This window comes from Pseudomonas sp. CFBP 8770, assembly GCF_014841705.1.
In the GTDB taxonomy this organism is placed as follows: domain Bacteria; phylum Pseudomonadota; class Gammaproteobacteria; order Pseudomonadales; family Pseudomonadaceae; genus Aquipseudomonas.
The window spans coordinates 110,926-126,044 of record NZ_JACYUL010000001.1 but is presented as its reverse complement, the minus strand read 5'-3'; the positions used below and the strand labels follow the sequence as shown (position 1 = coordinate 126,044).

The following is a 15,119-nucleotide window of genomic DNA, read 5'->3' as shown; positions in this document are numbered from 1 at the left end:
GGTCATAGTCCGAGCTATTAGGCGGACGAGTGCTACTGGCTCGCTGACGAATCATCTCATTGTCCAAATAAGGAAATCGCCATGGGCACCATACTGATCATCGTTCTGATTCTGCTGTTGATTGGCGGATTGCCAGTATTCCCGCACTCCAGAAGTTGGGGTTATGGCCCGTCGGGTATCATCGGTACTGTACTGGTCATCCTGCTGATTCTGGTATTGCTCGGCAAGATATAGTCCTGCAGGTGCGCAGCCTGCCTTGGGCCGCGCAGCAGAAATGAAAAAATCCGATGCCCTTGCGGGCATCGGATTTTTTTTGCTTGCAGCGTGGTGCAGGTATCAGTGGGAGACTGCCCCACTGGAACCCAGACCGGTTTGCGAACGCACGAACTGCGGGTAGAACAGCGCACGCTCTTCGTCAGCCGCCGCCGATTTGTCGGTGATCGAGAAGAACCAGATACCGATGAACGCGATGGCCATCGAGAACAGTGCTGGGTACTCGTATGGATAGATCGGTTTGTCGTGATGCAGAATCTGCACCCAGATGGTCGGGCCGAGGATCATCAGCGTCACTGCGCTGATCAAGCCCATCCAGCCACCGATCATGGCGCCGCGGGTGGTCAGGTTCTTCCAGTACATCGAGAGCAGCAGGACCGGGAAGTTGCAGCTGGCTGCGATCGAGAAGGCCAGGCCCACCATGAAGGCAATGTTCTGGCTTTCGAACGCGATACCCAGGCCGATCGCCAGGACACCGAGGCAGACGGTGGTGATCTTGGAAACGCGGATCTCGTCCTTGTCGTTGGTCTTGCCTTTCTTGATGACGCTGGCGTACAGGTCGTGGGACACCGCCGAAGCACCGGCCAGGGTCAGGCCGGCCACGACAGCCAGGATGGTGGCGAATGCCACGGCCGAGATGAAGCCCAGGAAAATGCTGCCACCGACCGCATCGGCAAGGTGCACCGCGGCCATGTTGTTACCACCGAGCAAGGCACCGGCAGCGTCCTTGAACGCCGGATTGGTGCTGACCAGCAGAATCGCGCCGAAGCCGATGATGAAGGTCAGGATGTAGAAATAGCCGATGAAACCCGTTGCGTAGAGCACCGACTTGCGGGCTTCCTTGGCATCGGAAACGGTGAAGAAGCGCATGAGAATGTGCGGCAGGCCGGCCGTACCGAACATCAGCGCCAGGCCCAGCGAGAAGGCCGAGATCGGATCCTTCACCAGCCCACCGGGACGCATGATGGCCTCGCCCTTGGCATGCACCTTGATGGCTTCGGAGAACAGCACGTTGAAGTCGAAGTTGACGTGTTTCATGACCATCAGGGCCATGAAGGACGCACCGGACAACAGCAGCACCGCCTTGATGATCTGTACCCAGGTGGTCGCCAGCATGCCGCCGAACAGCACGTACAGGCACATCAGGATACCCACCAGCACCACCGCGACCGCGTAGTCGAGACCGAACAGCAACTGGATCAGCTTGCCCGCACCCACCATCTGCGCGATCAGGTAGAACGCCACCACCACCAGCGAGCCACAGGCCGACAGGGTGCGGATTTCTTTCTGCTTCAAGCGGTAGGACGCCACGTCGGCAAAGGTGTACTTGCCCAGGTTACGCAGACGCTCGGCGATCAGGAACAGGATGATCGGCCAGCCCACGAGGAAGCCGATGGAGTAGATCAGACCATCGTAGCCGGAGGTGAACACCAGCGCGGAAATACCCAGGAAGGACGCCGCCGACATGTAGTCGCCGGCAATTGCCAGGCCGTTCTGAAAGCCGGTGATCTTGCCGCCGGCAGCATAGTAGTCCGCCGCCGACTTGTTGCGCTTGGACGCCCAGTAGGTGATGCACAGCGTAGCGCCCACGAAGAGCACGAACATGATGATCGCCGCCACGTTGAGCGGCTGCTTCTGCACCGCGCCGGTCAGTGCGTCGGCCGCCATCACGCTTGGAGCCAGGGCGAATGCGCCCACTGTTGCCAATAGACGCCGCATCATTGCTTGGCCTCCTGCAGGATCAGGCGATTCAGGTCATCGAACTCGCCATTGGCGCGCTTGACGTAGATACCGGTCAACACGAAGGCGGAGAGAATCAGGCCGACACCAATGGGAATGCCCCAGGTGATCGACGATTCAGGGCTGAGCTTGGCGCCCAGGATGTGCGGGCCGTAGGCAATCAAGAGGATGAAGGCCGAATACAGTCCAAGCATGATCGCCGAAAGTATCCAGGCAAACTTCTCCCTTTTTCTCACCAGCTCCTTGAAGCGTGGGCTGTTTTGAATCGAGAGGTAAATGCTGTCGTTCATTGTTTTTGTCCTCGCAGCATAGATGGATAGAACGTATTCCACTTTAGGCTGCTCTGGGACGCACTCCAGACGACCTTAGTAGTAGATCGGGGCGCGGAAACGAAAAAAGGTCGCCAACCGGCGACCTTTTCTTCATTGCAAACGTGGGAGCGGTCGGTGGCCGCGAAAGCCTCGCCGCGGTATGTCTGGTGCACCGCAGTGTCTGATTCGCGGCCGATGACCGCTCCTACGGGCGGCCCGCGTGCAAGGCAGCCCCTATGGGGTTATTTGCCAACCCACTCGGCGACACGTTCAGGGTGTTTGGCGACCCAGGCCTTGGCGGCGGCATCAGGCTTGGCACCGTCCTGGATGGCCAGCATGACTTCGCCGATCTCGTCCTTGGACGACCACTGGAACTTCTTCAGGAAGGCCGCCACTTCGGGCGCTTTCTTGTCCAGACCCTTGCTGCCGATGCTGTTGACGGTTTCGGCCGCGCCGTACACACCTTTCGGGTCTTCCAGGAAGCGCAGTTTCCACTTGGCGAACATCCAGTGCGGCACCCAACCGGTCACGGCAATGGATTGCTGGGCGTTTTCGGCCCGGGTCAGTTCCGCGATCATGCCGGCACCGGAACTGGCCTGCAGTTTGTAGTTCGACAGCCCGTAGTCCTTGATCGCCTGTTCGGTCTTGAGCATCACGCCCGAGCCCGCGTCGATGCCCACGATGCGGTTCTTGAAGGTGTCGTCGGTCTTGAGGTCGTCGATGGTCTTGGCCTTGACGTATTCAGGCACGATCAGGCCGATCTTGGCGTCCTTGAAGTTGGGGCCGTAGTCGACCACCTTGTCGTTGTTCTTGGCCCAATACTCGCCGTGGGTCACCGGCAGCCAGGCAGAAAGCATCGCATCGAGTTTGCCTGTGGCCACACCTTGCCACATGATCCCGGTGGCCACTGCCTGCAGCTTCACGTCATAGCCCAGTTTCTGCTTGATGACTTCGGCGGCGACATGGGTGGTGGCGACACTGTCCGACCATCCGTCGACGTAGCCGATGGTGACTTCCTTGGCGGCAGCGCTGGCCCAGCTACATCCCATGGCCAGAACCAGAGCAGCACTGGCTCCGAGAACTTTCTTCATGTTCATTCTGCTTCCCCGATAAGGCTGCGCGCGACGAATGCCGCACGGCATATGTTGGCGTCCTGATCATCGACTTCGCGCGCCGATGATCATGCTCCACCTACGACCTTGAACCGTCGAGAAACGACATGGCCGTGCCTTGCGGTCCGGCCGGGGGAACTCAGCTGCGCATGCCGCGACCACTGACCAGCAACTTCACGCAGGCGAAGTACAGCACCACCGTGGCCACCAGCATGAATGCCACCGCCACGCCGATGCTGATGTCCGAGACGCCGAGGATGCCGTAGCGGAAGGCGTTGACCATGTGCAGCACCGGATTGGCCAAAGACACGGTCTGCCAGAACGGCGGCAGCAGGCTGATCGAATAGAACACCCCACCCAGGTAGGTCAAGGGTGTGAGGACGAAGGTCGGCACGATGGAGATGTCGTCGAAGTTGCGCGCGAACACCGCGTTGACGAAGCCCAGCATGGAAAAGATCGTGGCGGTCAGCAGCACCACCAGCACCGTGATGCCCAAGTGATGCACCTGCAGATCGGTGAAGAACAACGACAGCGCGGTGACGATGACCCCGACCATCAAGCCGCGCAACACCCCACCTGCAACATAGCCGATCAGAATGGTGTGCGGTGACAGTGGCGAAACCATCAGCTCTTCGATGGAACGCTGGAACTTGGCGCCGAAGAAACTCGAGACCACGTTGCCGTAGGAGTTGGTGATCACCGACATCATGATCAGCCCCGGCACGATGTACTCCATGTAGCTGAAGCCACCCATGCCACCGATCTGCTTGCCGATCAGGTTACCGAAAATGACGAAGTACAGCACCATGGTGATGGCTGGCGGCAGCAGGGTCTGCGGCCAGATCCGCGTGAAGCGCCGCACTTCGCGGTAGACGATGGTGTTGAGAGCGACCACATTGGCCTGGAATTCGGAACTCATACCGCGACCTTCCTCAGATTCTTCTCCACCAGAGACACGAACAACTCCTCCAGGCGATTGGTCTTGTTGCGCAGGCTCAACACCGGAATGTTCAACAGCGCCAGCTGGCCGAACAGCGAGGTGATGCCGATTTCCTTGTCGACCTGCACTTCCAGCGTCTGCGGATTGACCAGCGTGCAGGGGTAGCCTTGCAGCTGCGGCGCTGCGTTCAGCGGCTGGCCCAGATCGAGCAGAAAGGTCTCCACGTGCAGGGTGCCGAGCAGTTCACGCATGCTGGTGTTCTGGACGATGGTGCCGTGGTCGATGATGCCGATGTTGCGGCACAGCTGTTCGGCCTCTTCCAGGTAATGGGTGGTGAGGATGATGGTGATGCCTTTTTCGTTCAGCTCGGTGAGGAAGCCCCACATCGAGCGCCGCAGTTCGATGTCGACGCCGGCGGTGGGCTCGTCGAGAATAAGCAGGCGCGGCTCGTGGATCAGCGCCCGTGCGATCATCAAACGCCGCTTCATGCCACCCGACAGCGACCGCGACGGCGTATCGCGCTTGTCCCACAAACCCAGCTGGGTCAGGTACTGCTCGGCACGCTGCTTGGCGATCTTGGCCGGAATTCCGTAGTAGCCGGCCTGGGTCACGACGATGTCGAAGGTCTTTTCGAACTGGTTGAAGTTGAACTCCTGGGGCACCACGCCGATGCTGCGCTTGAGCGCGGCCGGCTGGCGGTCCAGGTCGTTGCCGAAGATGTTGACGGTGCCGCTGGTCTTATTGACCAGCGTGGAAAGAATCCCGATGGTGGTCGATTTGCCTGCGCCGTTGGGGCCCAGCAGTGCGAAGAAGTCGCCTTCCGCTACGTCGAGATCAATGCCGCTGAGGGCCTGAAACCCGTTGCCGTAGGTCTTGGTCAACTGTCGAATGGACAGAGCAGAACTCATAAGGGGTCTATACGCCGTGTTGAGAGTGGTGATGAAGTAAGGGCGACTGCGATGATTTGCAACCAGATGTGTAACAACCGACACCATGATGGGCGCGGTGACCGCCCTCGTAAAGTGACTGCTGTCGATAGTGGACATCAGTCCCACGCGTGCCACGACCGCCCATGCAGATAGGGCCACAGTGGCCGGCGAACGTTCCGGGCAACTGCCTCTGGCCCTCGGCGCCGCGAACTCCCCTACCCTGCAACGGTCACTATCCAGGCAAGTCCCGGATCTGTCCCACACCGAAGCTTACGTGCCTGGCCACCGTTTTCCCGTCGCCGCCCCGTGTCGACGGTAACTGCAAGTGGTTCGTCTCGCCTGGCTTACACGGAGAAAACACTATGTTGTTGCTGTGGATCGTCGCCCTCGTGGTTGGCATCGCCTGGCTGGCTCATCGCCGTATTGCCGCACTGCCCGCCATGGGTATCGTCGCCGTGTTTCTAGTGATCATGGGCGCAGCCAGTCACGCGCCCGGCTGGTTGCTGACGCTGTTCTGGCTATTGCTGATTGCCAGCGCGCTGCCATTGTTGCTGCCGGAGCTGCGCCGCAAGCATTTCAGCGCGCCCTTGTTTCGCTGGTTCAAGAAGACCCTGCCGCCGATGTCCGACACCGAGCGCGATGCCATCGACGCCGGCACGGTCTGGTGGGACGGCGAGTTGTTCAGCGGCCGGCCCGACTGGAACACGTTGCTGGCCTACCCAAAGGTGCAATTGAGCGCAGAAGAGCAAGCGTTCATTGACGGCCCGACCGAGCAGCTCTGCGCCATGGTCAGCGACTGGCAGATCGGTCAGGACATGGACCTACCGCCGGCCGCCTGGGCCCACATAAAAGAGCATGGCTTCTTCGCCCTGATCATTCCCAAGGAATATGGCGGCAAGGGTTTTTCCGCCTATGCCCACTCCCAGGTGGCCATGAAACTGGCCACCCGCAGCGGCGACCTTGCGTCCACGGTCATGGTGCCGAACTCCCTGGGCCCCGCTGAACTGCTGCTGCATTACGGCACCGACGAACAGCGCAATCACTACCTGCCTCGCCTGGCACGAGGCGACGATATTCCCTGCTTCGCCTTGACCGGCCCCCTGGCAGGCTCGGATGCCGGCGCGATGCCTGATGTCGGTGTCATCTGCAAAGGCCAGTGGCAAGGTGAGGAAGTCATCGGCATCCGCCTGACCTGGGAAAAACGCTACATTACCTTGGGTCCGATCGCGACCCTGCTTGGTCTGGCTTTCAAGGCCCACGACCCCGAGCACTTGCTGGGCGACAAGGAAAACCTGGGCATCAGCCTGGCGCTGATTCCAACCGACACGCCGGGCGTGGAAATCGGTCGTCGCCACTTGCCACTCGGCGCTGCGTTCATGAACGGGCCGAATTCGGGCAAGGACGTGTTCATCCCCCTCGACTACCTCATCGGCGGCCAGCCGATGCTGGGCAAGGGCTGGATGATGCTGATGAATTGCCTGTCGGTGGGTCGCTCGATCTCATTGCCGGCAGTCGGTACCGGTGCCGCCAAGTACACCAGCCTGGTCACAGGCCAATACGCGCAGATTCGCGAGCAGTTCAACGTCCCGCTGGCGGCCTTCGAAGGTATTCAGGAATCCCTGGCCAGGATTGGTGGCAACGCCTGGCTGATGGACAGCGCCCGCATGCTGACCGCCAATGCGGTGGACCTGGGGGAGAAACCCTCGGTGCTTTCGGCCATTCTCAAGTACCACCTGACCGAGCGCGGGCGCGATTGCATCACCCACGCCATGGATGTCCACGGTGGCAAGGGCATCATCATGGGCCCCAACAACTACCTGGGTCGCAACTGGCAAGGCGCACCGATCTTCATCACCGTGGAGGGCGCGAACATTCTGTCGCGCAACCTGATGATCTTCGGCCAAGGTGCCATCCGCTGCCATCCGTTCGTGCTCAAGGAAATGGCCCTGGCTGGCCGCGAAGACCAGGCTCAGGCACTGCTGGAGTTCGATGCGCTGCTGCTCAAGCACATCGGCTTCGCTGTCGGTAACGCGGCCAGTACCTTCGTCTTGAACCTGGGCCTGGGCCACTTCGAACAAGCGCCGGGCGACCGTCTTGCCCAAGGCTATTTCCGCGCCCTGAACCGGCAGGCAGCCGCCTTTGCCCTGCTGGCGGACTTGAGCATGATGCTGCTCGGTGGCGAGCTGAAGCGTCGCGAGCGGCTGTCGGCGCGTCTGGGCGATGTGCTCAGTTACCTGTACCTGAGTTCTGCCGCGCTCAAGCGCTATCACGACCAGAACTCGCCCGAGCACCTGCGGCCCCTGCTGTGCTGGGCCATGGAAGAAAGCCTGGGCCAGGCCGAGCACGCGCTGGATGGCATCCTGAAGAACTTCCCCAGCAAGGCACTCGGGTATCTGTTGCGTGGCGTAGTGTTCCCGTTCGGTCGTCGACACACCGGGCCTTGCGACAAGCTGGAAGCCGAAGTGGCCGCCATCACGGGTCGCCACAAGGGTGACCCGGCGCTGGAAGAGCTGCTCGCTGGCTGCTACCGCCCACAGGGCGCGGACGATCCGGTCGGTGCGCTGCAGGTTGCCTTCGATCTGCTGCGTGACAGCCAGCCGTTGCACAAGAAGCTGCAACAGGCCTACAAGGCGCGCCAGTTCAGCGCCACGCCCGGGCAATCGCTGATCGACGCAGCCCTGGAAGCTGGCGTCTTGCAACCCGCCGAGGCGCAGACGTTGCAACAGGCTGAAGCGGCGCGACGCAAGGTGATCGACGTCGATGACTTCAGCAAGGAAGAGCTGCTGCCCACCGCGGACAAGGTCCGCTGAGGATCTGCGAAAAGACAGCGGGCGCGCGGAGCTTTATACTCCCGCGCCCGTTTCGCTCAAGAGGACCCCACCATGGCCATTAACCATCTCGAACACCACCTTGTCCTGCTCGACCATCTGCGCAGCATCCTCGTGGCTCTGGGCGAAGCGGAGCAGGTCCCTGAGGAAAGCCACGCGCTGTTTCTGGAGCGTTTCGATGAGCTGCGGGCGCAACTGCCGAACGACCCGGTAGAAAGCCAGTACCTGGGTCAGGACATCATGTGCCAGGTCATCACCCGCTACCCGCAGATCGCCCACCTGGTACCGCGCGACCTGCTGTGGTTCTTTGCCGGCGACTGCCTGCACTACATGCCCGACGAAGAGATCGCGCTGTACCAGGCGCTTGAAGAGCGCCGTTTCGAAGCCGAGGAGAACGACGAACCGTTCGACTGGAATCAGGAGAAGCAGTTGATGGCGATGTCGGGGCCACAAAGTCACCACTGATGGCGCGTCACTTCGCCGTCGCAATGACGGCGAAGGCCGGTATGCATAAGCTGATAACCAAACGCCATTATCCCCTTCGCCGCCACTCTTCTATAGTCGCCCCACCGGAACACCGGCCATGCCCTTCCCCGTTCTCTTCGAGCCGACCGCGCCCAGCGGATGCGTCGGAGACGAGACTTGAAACCATGTCCACCCTCTTCACCCCGCGGCACCTGCTTGCCGCCAGCCTCAGCGTTGCGCTCGGCGTTGCCTTCAGCTTTTCGGCCCACGCCGAAACCCAGCTGCGCATCGGTTACCAGAAGTCCTCGACGCTGATGGTGCTGCTCAAGCAGCAAGGTACGCTGGAGAAGCAACTGGCAGACAAAGGCGTGCGCGTCAGCTGGCACGAGTTCGCCAGTGGCCAACCGCTGCTCGAAGCGCTCAACGTCGGCAACGTCGACCTGTCGGCAGACGTTGCCGACACGGTGCCGGTGTTCGCTCAAGCCGCCGGCGGCAAGCTCACCTATTACGCGTCCGAATCGGCTTCGCCGCAGGCCCAGGCGATTCTGGTTCGGCAGGACTCGCCGCTCAAATCCCTGGCAGACCTGCGTGGCCATACCGTAGCAGTCACCAAGGCGGCAGGGGCTCACTACCTGCTGCTGGCGGCCTTGCGCAAGGGTGATCTGAAGTTCACTGACATCAAGCCGGCCTACCTGACCATCGCCGACGGCCGCGCCGCCTTCGAAAACCAGAAGGTGGATGCCTGGGTGGCGTGGGAACCGTTCCTCAGTGCCGCGCAGCAGCACCAACCCACCCGCGTACTGGCGGGCAGCGAAGGCCTGGCGGCGTACAAGCGCTATTACCTGGCAGGCACGCCTTATGCGAAGGCCAACCCAACAATCCTGAAAACGGTGTTCGACGACTTGGCCGAAACTGGCAAATGGGTCAAGGCGAACCCGGCCGACGCCGCCGCGATTCTAGGTCCGCTCTGGGGCAATCTCGACCCGGCAGTGGTGCAGCAGGCGAACGCCCGCCGCAGCTACGATGTGCAGCCCGTCACCCGCGAAGGATTGGCCGAGCAGCAGAAGATCGCCGATGCTTTTCATGACGAAAAGCTGATTCCCAAGCGGATCGATGCGGTGAACGTGGAGGTGTGGGCGCCGAGCGAGTAATCGATCGGCGAACGTCCAGGATCTGTGCGGCGGCCCCTTACCTGCCGCCGCCAACCGGGCCGGAAAACGCAGCTCAGGAGCAGTTGACTGCCCCGATTACGCCGCAGACAGATGCTCGTAGAGAATCACCGCACCGACCAGCATCAACACGATGCCGCCGACGATTTCCGCGCGCTTGCCGACCACCACGCCCAGTGCACGACCCAGCATCACGCCGATCGTGACCATGACCGTGGTCGCCACGCCGATGGCGGCGGCTGCGATCCAGATATTCACGTCGACGAACGCCAGGCCTACGCCAACCGCCAGGGCATCGATGCTGGTGGCAAAGGCCGTGACGGCCAGGATGGCAAAGGAATGCTGTTGCGGCTTGTGTTCTTCCGGGGCTTCATCTTTGACGCCGTTGTAGATCATGTGCAGCCCAAGTCCCACCAACAGCACGAAGGCGATCCAGTGGTCGAAGTCCTGGACGTACTGTGTAGCCGCCTGACCTATGAACCACCCTATCAACGGGGTAATGGTTTCTATCGCGCCAAAGATGACACCGGTACGAAGTGCCTCGGCGAATCGCGGCTTGTGAAGGGTAGCGCCCTTGCCGATGGCGGCTGCGAAGGCGTCGGTGGACATGGCCAACGCGACGAAAATGATGGAAATGGGATTCACGGTCGAACATCCAGCCGGGCTATGAGTCAACGACGCGACCACACGCCCGGCTTCAGGCATGGATGCATCGTTGGTCTCACCAACCACAAGGTGTTCGTGCCACGGCAGGCAGCCGAGAATGTTGACACGAACGCGCTGAACCGAGATCCAGAGCAGGCTACTCCCCAACAAGGGACGCCACTGTAAGCAGCGGCGCATGAAAATTTCGTGAGCCCGTCAATGGGTGTCAGAGCGACAGCGCCTGACGGCCTATTGCGACCAGTGCGCTGTCATCCTGAGGCGTGTGAATGCGCGCACAGAGCACGTTGCGGTAGTGCCGTTCCAGCGCGTTGCGACGGTCCAGTGCCGGGTTGCCGCCGGCTTCGATGGCCAGGGTTACGGCGCGGATGGCCTGATTGCACACCAGGTACTTGATGGCGGGCCAGCGCTCGGGCGGCAGGCGACCTTCGGCAGCCGATTGCAACAGGGCCTGGTTGGCCAGCAGCAGGCTGTCGATCTCGCCGACCCGCTCCTGGAAGCGCGGCAGCGTCGCCAGGGGAGCACCGAGATTGGCCGGCACACGGTGCTGCAGCCAATCGATGAACGAATCCCGCGCGGCTTGGGCGACACCGTCGTAGACACTGGACATCAGCACCGCCATCCACAACAGGCCTTCGCTGTCCAGTTCCGGCTGTGGCGTGCTGGCCGGATTCACGCTGACAGCTTGCTCGAACGGTACCAGCACGTCTTCGAAGACCACGTCGTGGCTGCACGTGGCACGCATCCCCAGGTGGTCCCAGGTGTCTTCGATGGTGATTCCGGGGGTGTCTCGATGCACCAGCCAGGAACCCACCAACGGATCGTCATCGTCGCTGCGCGCCCACACCAGCAGCCAGGTCAGGCCGTGGCTGCCGGTGGAATAGATCTTGCGGCCGCCCAGTCGCCAGCCCTCGGCGGTACGTCGCGCCACGGTATTGGGCAGGCCGCCGCGGGCCGGCGTGCCCAGTTCGGGCTCGACCCGCAGCGAATTGATCAGCGCCCCGCTTTCCACGGCGTCCAGCGCCAGACGCTGTTTCCACCCCTGAGGCCAACGCTCGCTCTGGTGCAGGCGGGCTTGCTGCAGGTACTGCATGACCAGAATCAGCGCCGTGGCCGGCTCGCCCTTGGCGACTGCGGCCACCACTTTCTGCGCTGTTGCCAGGTCGGCCCCGCCGCCACCATAGGCCGTAGGCACGCTCAGCGCGAGCAGGCCGAGGCTGTGCAGGTGGTCGATGTTGTCTTGGGGAAACTCGCCACTGCGGTCGTAGCGCTCGGCGTGCAGCGCCATTCGCTCGGTAAGCGCGGCCAGGGCGATGGGGTCGAGTGGGGTCATGGGAAAACTCCGTCGGGCGGTTCGATAACGGCAGGCCGCCGACGGCACGACTCACCGCACGGCACATTGAATTGGGCCAATCTACCTAACCCCCATTACATGAGTAAAGCTCATTTTAGGCATATCCTAATATGCGAATATCGCACATATCTCGCGCTATCAGTCCGTATTCATGCCGCGCGCCACGGTTTCCCCGAACAAGCGAATCGCGCCTTGCAGGTTGCCGACGAAAGCCGCATGCACCAGCCACAGATCGACCATGGGTTTGAAATCCGACACCTGCAGAACCTGCAGTTCGTCGCGATGGCGGCTGTGCTGCAACAGCGGTGCCGGGACCAGACCCAGGCCCATGCCGCTGGCCGCCAGCCCCAGTTGCAGGTCGGTGCCGAAAGTCTCCAGATTGAGTTTCAGGCTCAGGCCTTGCTCGGCCAAGGCGTGCGAGAGGCCAGCGCGAAAGCCGCAGCCATCGGGATTGAGCACCCAACCCTCGCTTTGGCAGTCGGCCAGCCTGCAGCGTTTGCCGAAATCCAGGCCCTTGGCCCCGACCACCAGCAGCGGCATGCGTGCGAGCGAGTGGCCCACCACGCCGTCGGGGAACACCTTGCCTGCCGGAAACAACGCTGCCGCCGCGTCCAGCTCACGGTGCTGGATACGCTGGACCAGCTGTCCACCCCAGCCGTGGGCGACCTGCACGTGCAAATCGACGAAGCGCTGTTTCAGGGCGTGCAGGGCATCGAGCAGCACGGCGTCGCCGACCGTCTGCGGTACGCCCAAGCGCAGGGTGCCGGAGGGCGCGGCGTCTTCGGCCACCAGCTCATGCAGCGAATCGACCTCGCGCATCACGCCCTGGCAGCGTTCGTACACGCGCAAGCCGATAGCGGTGGGTTTCATCGGCTTGGTGTGCCGGTCGAGCAGAATCGCGCCGAGCGATTCTTCAAGACTTTGCAGCCGCCGGGTCACGGCGGACTGGGTCAGCTGCAGGGATTCGGCGGCCACGCTCAGTGACTGCAGGCGCACCACTGCCAGGAACGCTTGGATGTCATCTATCTTCATTCGCTTTTCGCATATTAGCTTATAAACAAATTGAATTTCGGGAAGCTTAATCCCTTTGCTAGGGTAATAACGAATCTGTTCGAGGGCTACTGAAATGACTCATCCACTGCGCTATGACCGCTTTCGCCAGTTCGTCGGCGACCTGGCCGAGCTGCTAGATCGCGACTCGAGCGAGCCTGCGGTGCTGGAACAGGGCGCGGTGTTGCTGCAGCGGCTGGTCAGCCACGACGACTGGCTGCCGGCCATCGCTGCCCAGCCCGATCCGCAACGCTACCAGCAATTCCTGCTGCACGCCGACGCCCGCCAGCGCTTTTCCGTGGTGAGCTTCATCTGGGGCCCTGGGCAGAGCACACCGATCCATGATCATCGCGTCTGGGGACTGATCGGCATGTTGCGCGGTGCCGAATATTCTCAGGCCTTCAGCCGTGCCAGCGATGGTCGCCTGTTGCCAGACGGCGCGCCGATCCGCCTGGGGCCCGGCCAGGTCGAAGCGGTATCGCCCAGCATCGGCGACATCCATCAGGTGAGCAATGCCTTCGACGACCGTGTATCCATCAGCATTCATGTCTACGGCGCCAATATCGGCGCCGTAGCGCGCGCCGTGTACAGCGAAAGCGGCGAAGCAAAGCCCTTCATTTCCGGTTATTCCAATGCCGGCATTCCCAACTTCTGGGACGTGTCCAAAGAGCGCCAGCCAAAAGAGAGTTCACCCGCATGAGCCAGATTGCCGTACGCCCCTACTCCACCTTGCGCCAGGCACTGCTGGACGGCCAGGAAGTGGCATTGATCGATGTACGCGAAGAGGCGCCTTTCGCCGAGGCTCACCCACTGTTCGCCGCCAACATCCCGCTGTCCCGGCTGGAACTGGACATCTACGCGCGGGTACCGCGCCGCGATACGGCCGTCACCGTCTATGACGACGGCGAAGGCCTCGCTGCCGTGGCCGCGCAACGCTTGCAAGCGCTCGGCTATACCGACGTGGCGCTGCTGCAAGGTGGGCTTGCCGGCTGGCGCGATGCGGGCGGCGAGCTGTTTCGCGACGTCAACGTGCCGAGCAAGGCCTTCGGCGAGCTGGTCGAAAGCCTGCGACATACGCCTTCACTGGCCGCCGAGCAAGTGCAGGCACTGCTCGATAGCCGGGCCGATGTGGTGGTGGTCGACGCCCGCCGTTTCGACGAATACCAGACCATGAGCATTCCAGGCGGCATCAGTGTGCCGGGCGCCGAACTGGTGCTGCGCATCCGCGAACTGGCGCCCGATCCGCAGACCCGGGTGATCGTCAACTGCGCCGGTCGCACCCGCAGCATCATCGGCACGCAGTCGCTGGTCAATGCGGGCATTCCCAACCCGGTGTCGGCACTGCGCAACGGCACCATCGGCTGGACACTGGCAGGTCAGACACTGGAGCACGGTCAACAGCGTCGCTTCGGCGAGGTCGCCGAGCACACCCGTGCGGCAGCGGCGCAGTGGGCACGCGTCGTGGCAGACAGGGCCGGCGTGCAACGCGCGACGCTTGCAGTGCTGGCCAGTTGGCAGGCCGAACAGGGCCGCACCACCTATGTGTTCGACGTGCGCACCCCGGAAGAATACGCGGCCGGGCACCTGCCCGCGGCGCGCTCCACACCGGGCGGTCAGCTGGTGCAGGAGACCGATCATTTCGCCAGCGTGCGCGGTGCACGGCTGGTGCTGGTGGACGACGACGGCGTGCGCGCCAACATGAGCGCCTCGTGGCTGGCCCAGATGGGCTGGGACGTCTACGTGCTGGACGATGTGCAATCCAGCGATTTCACGGCCATCGGCGCCTGGCAGGCGCCGCTGCCGACCCTGCCCGATGCCGAGACGGTCAGCCCGGCAACACTTGCCCAGTGGCAAGCCGCGGGTGACACCCAGGTATTCGATTTCACCAGCAGCGCCAACCATGTGCAGCGCCACATTGCCGGTGCCCACTGGGCCCTGCGCGCGCAGTTGTCCCAGGCCCTGAAGAACGTGCCCGTGGCCGAACGCTACGTGGTGACCTGCGGCAGCGGGCTGCTGGCGCGCTTCGCCGTGGCCGATCTGCAGGCATTGACCGGCAAGCCGGTATTTCTTCTCGAAGGTGGCAACGCCGCCTGGGTGGAGCAAGGCCTGCCGGTGGCAACAGGCGAGCGCCACCTGGCCGTGCCTCGCAGCGATCGCTACCGGCGGCCCTACGAGGGCACCGACAACCCTCGCCAGGCCATGCAAGGCTATCTGGATTGGGAGTTCGGTCTGGTCGAACAGCTGGCCAACGATGGCACCCACGGCTTCAAGGTGATCTGACACCG

At 62.3% G+C, this 15,119-nt stretch carries 14 protein-coding genes; 6 read left to right on the top strand and 8 right to left on the bottom strand.

Annotated features, from left to right (window positions below):
- Window positions 1-75: 75 nt before the first annotated feature.
- Window positions 76-234, top strand: a complete 159-nt coding sequence (locus tag IFT98_RS00535; RefSeq protein WP_122479270.1) for a DUF3309 family protein — start codon at window positions 76-78, stop codon at window positions 232-234.
- A gap of 102 nt (window positions 235-336) precedes the next feature.
- Here the strand turns inward: IFT98_RS00535 and IFT98_RS00530 are convergent, their stop codons facing one another.
- From IFT98_RS00530 to IFT98_RS00510, 5 genes are all read right to left on the bottom strand, one after another.
- Window positions 337-1,995, bottom strand: coding sequence for a cation acetate symporter (locus tag IFT98_RS00530; RefSeq protein WP_122797269.1), 1,659 nt, complete (start codon window positions 1,993-1,995; stop codon window positions 337-339).
- Entirely contained in the window at window positions 1,992-2,303 is a 312-nt protein-coding gene (locus IFT98_RS00525; RefSeq protein ID WP_122797268.1) for a DUF485 domain-containing protein, read from the bottom strand. The genes IFT98_RS00530 and IFT98_RS00525 overlap by 4 nt, the downstream gene beginning before the upstream one ends.
- 263 nt (window positions 2,304-2,566) lie before the next feature.
- Window positions 2,567-3,421, bottom strand: a complete 855-nt coding sequence (locus IFT98_RS00520) for a glycine betaine ABC transporter substrate-binding protein (protein ID WP_192049826.1) — start codon at window positions 3,419-3,421, stop codon at window positions 2,567-2,569.
- A gap of 154 nt (window positions 3,422-3,575) precedes the next feature.
- Window positions 3,576-4,355, bottom strand: coding sequence for an ABC transporter permease (locus tag IFT98_RS00515; RefSeq protein ID WP_192049828.1), 780 nt, complete (start codon window positions 4,353-4,355; stop codon window positions 3,576-3,578).
- The gene (locus IFT98_RS00510) at window positions 4,352-5,284 is read right to left on the bottom strand and encodes an ABC transporter ATP-binding protein (protein ID WP_122713262.1); all 933 of its coding nucleotides are present in this window, start codon (window positions 5,282-5,284) and stop codon (window positions 4,352-4,354) included. Before IFT98_RS00510 ends, IFT98_RS00515 begins: the two co-directional genes overlap by 4 nt.
- Before the next feature lie 383 nt (window positions 5,285-5,667).
- Here IFT98_RS00510 and IFT98_RS00505 point away from each other — a divergent pair, with 383 nt between their 5' ends.
- The 3 genes from IFT98_RS00505 to IFT98_RS00495 all read left to right on the top strand — a co-directional run bounded on the left by IFT98_RS00505 (window position 5,668) and on the right by IFT98_RS00495 (window position 9,749).
- Window positions 5,668-8,115, top strand: coding sequence for an acyl-CoA dehydrogenase (locus IFT98_RS00505; RefSeq protein ID WP_192049830.1), 2,448 nt, complete (start codon window positions 5,668-5,670; stop codon window positions 8,113-8,115).
- Window positions 8,116-8,187: 72 nt separating this feature from the next.
- Entirely contained in the window at window positions 8,188-8,598 is a 411-nt protein-coding gene (locus tag IFT98_RS00500; RefSeq protein WP_122797265.1) for a PA2817 family protein, read from the top strand.
- A 185-nt stretch (window positions 8,599-8,783) separates the two neighbouring features.
- Window positions 8,784-9,749 (top strand): aliphatic sulfonate ABC transporter substrate-binding protein, encoded by a 966-nt coding sequence (locus tag IFT98_RS00495; RefSeq protein WP_192049832.1) that lies wholly within the window; start codon window positions 8,784-8,786, stop codon window positions 9,747-9,749.
- Window positions 9,750-9,845: 96 nt separating this feature from the next.
- On the opposite strand, the gene mntP is transcribed toward IFT98_RS00495, so the two are convergent.
- From mntP to IFT98_RS00480, 3 genes are all read right to left on the bottom strand, one after another.
- Entirely contained in the window at window positions 9,846-10,412 is a 567-nt protein-coding gene (mntP, locus tag IFT98_RS00490; RefSeq protein WP_192049834.1) for a manganese efflux pump MntP, read from the bottom strand.
- A gap of 226 nt (window positions 10,413-10,638) precedes the next feature.
- Window positions 10,639-11,763, bottom strand: coding sequence for an acyl-CoA dehydrogenase family protein (locus IFT98_RS00485; protein WP_192049836.1), 1,125 nt, complete (start codon window positions 11,761-11,763; stop codon window positions 10,639-10,641).
- Window positions 11,764-11,922: 159 nt separating this feature from the next.
- Complete coding sequence (locus IFT98_RS00480) at window positions 11,923-12,816, bottom strand: LysR family transcriptional regulator (RefSeq protein ID WP_192049838.1); 894 nt, start codon at window positions 12,814-12,816, stop codon at window positions 11,923-11,925.
- A gap of 94 nt (window positions 12,817-12,910) precedes the next feature.
- Between IFT98_RS00480 and IFT98_RS00475 the strand changes: the two genes are divergently transcribed.
- Both IFT98_RS00475 and IFT98_RS00470 read left to right on the top strand, forming a co-directional pair.
- Complete coding sequence (locus IFT98_RS00475; RefSeq protein WP_192049841.1) at window positions 12,911-13,534, top strand: cysteine dioxygenase family protein; 624 nt, start codon at window positions 12,911-12,913, stop codon at window positions 13,532-13,534.
- Window positions 13,531-15,114: a rhodanese-related sulfurtransferase gene (locus IFT98_RS00470; RefSeq protein WP_192049843.1), complete on the top strand. Its 1,584-nt coding sequence runs from the start codon at window positions 13,531-13,533 to the stop codon at window positions 15,112-15,114. The genes IFT98_RS00475 and IFT98_RS00470 overlap by 4 nt, the downstream gene beginning before the upstream one ends.
- Window positions 15,115-15,119: the final 5 nt, after the last annotated feature.